Origin of the sequence: uncultured Boseongicola sp., assembly GCF_937988555.1 — a bacterium.
In the GTDB taxonomy this organism is placed as follows: domain Bacteria; phylum Pseudomonadota; class Alphaproteobacteria; order Rhodobacterales; family Rhodobacteraceae; genus Boseongicola.
Window position 1 is genome coordinate 1 of record NZ_CALJXO010000381.1, and the last position, 2,610, is coordinate 2,610.

Consider the following 2,610-nt stretch of genomic DNA (forward strand, 5'->3'; position numbering starts at 1 on the left):
GACTTTTTCTGAGCTCCGCGACCGGCACGAGGCGGTCCTGATTGCCACAGGCGTCTATGGCGCACGGGACCTATCCGTACCCGGAGCAAACCTCAATGGCACCATCCCCGCCCTGGATTACTTGATCGCTTCCAACAAAAAGGGCTTTGGCGATGAGGTGCCCGACTACGACAGCGGCCTTCTAAATGCCAAGGGCAAGCGCGTCGTGGTGATTGGCGGCGGTGATACGGCCATGGATTGCGTCCGCACGGCCGTCCGGCAAGAGGCCATATCGGTGACCTGCCTTTACCGGCGCAATCGCGCGAACATGCCCGGCTCCCAGCGCGAAGTGGGCCACGCGGAAGCAGAAGGTGTTGTCTTTGAGTGGTTAGCGAGCCCGCTCGCCATCGAAGGCCTGCGCAAGGTTACCAGTGTCCGCGCCGAACGCATGCGCCTTGGTGCGCCCGAAGCCGGGGGGCGTCAGCGCATTGAGCGCATTCCGGATTCCGAATTCAATATTGACGCGGATCTCGTTATCACCGCGCTCGGCTTTGATCCCGAGGACCTGCCCAAATTATTCCACGAACCAATCCTCGGTGTCAGTCGCGGGGGCACGCTGGCGGTTGATCCTCAATCCGCCATGACCTCCATGTCCGGGGTCTTCGCTGCGGGAGACATAGTGCGCGGGGCGTCACTTGTGGTTTGGGCGGTGCGCGATGGCCGCGAAGTAACCCGGTCTATCGATAGCTACCTGACCGTGCATAAAAGCGCGGCGCAAGCGGAGGCATCGTAATGGGCTATCGCGAGGACTTTGAAACCGAACGTGACCGCCTCGCCCGCGAAGGTCTCTATGACCCCACCAGTGAACACGACAATTGCGGCGTCGGCCTGGTTGCCGCGGTTGACGGCGTGCCGCGCCGCGACGTTGTTGAAAAGGCAATTGCCGCCCTAAAAGCCGTGTGGCACCGCGGCGCGGTGGACGCCGACGGCAAGACGGGCGATGGCGCCGGTATCCACTTACAAATTAGCCAGGAGTTCTTCCGTGCTCAGATTGTGCGCACCGCCCATCACGCAATAGACGGCCGCATTGGCATCGGAATGATATTCCTGCCGCGTACAGATTATGCCGCGCAGGAAACTTGCCGCACGGTGGTGGAGACCGAACTTCTGAAATTCGATCTCTCTATTTACGGCTGGCGCCAAGTTCCGGTGAACACCGCCGTCATCGGTGAGAAGGCGAATGCCACGCGGCCCGAGATTGAGCAGATCATGTTCAGCTGCGGTGACGAAGACGATCTTGATGAGATCGAACGCACACTTTTTATCGTGCGGCGGCGCATCGAGCGCGAACTCCTCAATCGCAACATCAATGATTTCTATATTTGCTCGCTCTCGAGCAAGTCCCTCGTTTACAAAGGCATGTTCCTCGCCGAGCAACTAGCAATCTTTTATCCTGACCTCGCGGACCCGAACTTTGTTTCGGCTTACGCGATCTATCACCAGCGCTATTCCACAAATACTTTCCCGACCTGGCGGCTCGCCCAGCCCTTTCGCATGCTTGCGCACAATGGTGAGATCAACACCTTAAAGGGCAACACCAATTGGATGCGCAGCCACGAAGCGATGCTTGCTGTGGAAGCCGCCAAATCCCATGCCAGTGATGTCCTTCCCATCATTCAGGCCGGCTCATCGGATTCCGCCGCCCTCGACGCTGCGTTTGAAGCCTTGGTGCGAGGGGGGAACCCTGCACCGCTCGCCAAGTTGACGCTGATCCCCGAAGCGTGGTCGAAAAAAGTGCGCACCATGCCCGAGGCGCATCGCGCCATGTACGACGTGCTTAATTCGGTGATGGAACCATGGGACGGCCCCGCGGCCATCGCGGCCACCGACGGGCGCTGGGTCATTGGCGGAATGGACCGCAACGGTCTCAGGCCCATGCGGTATTCACTGACCCGCGACAAGCTTTTGTTGCTTGGATCCGAGGCGGGCATGGTGGCTGCCCCCGAAGCCGACATCATTGAAAAGGGCCGTATAGGCCCCGGGCAATTGATCGGGGTCGACCTTGACGAAGGCGAGATTTATCGCGACCGCGCGCTCAAGGATAATCTGTGTGCATCACTTCCTTTCAAGAAATGGTCGGAAAATATCATTGAGCTGGACGAACAAGTCCGCCCCGGCGAGGACCCTGCGGGGATTAAGGGCGAAGATTTGCTGCGTCGTCAGATTGCAGCCGGCCAAACACGCGAGAATATGGAGCTGTTGCTCCAGCCGCTGGTAGAGGACGCAAAAGAAGCCATCGGGTCCATGGGCGATGACACACCGCTTGCTGTTTTGTCGGACGAGTACCGCCCCCTCGCCCACTACTTTCGGCAAAATTTCAGCCAAGTGACGAACCCGCCTATCGATCCCTTGCGCGAAGACAGGGTGATGAGCCTTAAGACGCGCTTTGGAAACCTGCGCGCCATCCTTTCTGGCGCGTCCCCTCAGGAGCAGATCTACACGCTCGACAGCCCGGTGCTATCCAATGGTATGGTCGGCCGCCTGCGCAAAGTGTTGCGTGACCAGGTCTATGAAATTGACTGCACCATGGAAGTCGAGGACGGCGCCTGCGCACCACACGCGTTGCGAGAT

General features: G+C 59.3%; 2 protein-coding genes. Both read left to right on the top strand.

Annotated elements, in window-relative coordinates:
* Positions 1-772, top strand: a 772-nt coding sequence (locus Q1B15_RS22695) for an FAD-dependent oxidoreductase (RefSeq protein WP_299758397.1), incomplete at its 5' end; no start/stop codon positions are given.
* The coding region (locus Q1B15_RS22700; RefSeq protein WP_299758399.1) for a glutamate synthase central domain-containing protein at positions 772-2,610 on the top strand (1,839 nt) is incomplete at its 3' end. The genes Q1B15_RS22695 and Q1B15_RS22700, both read left to right, overlap by 1 nt.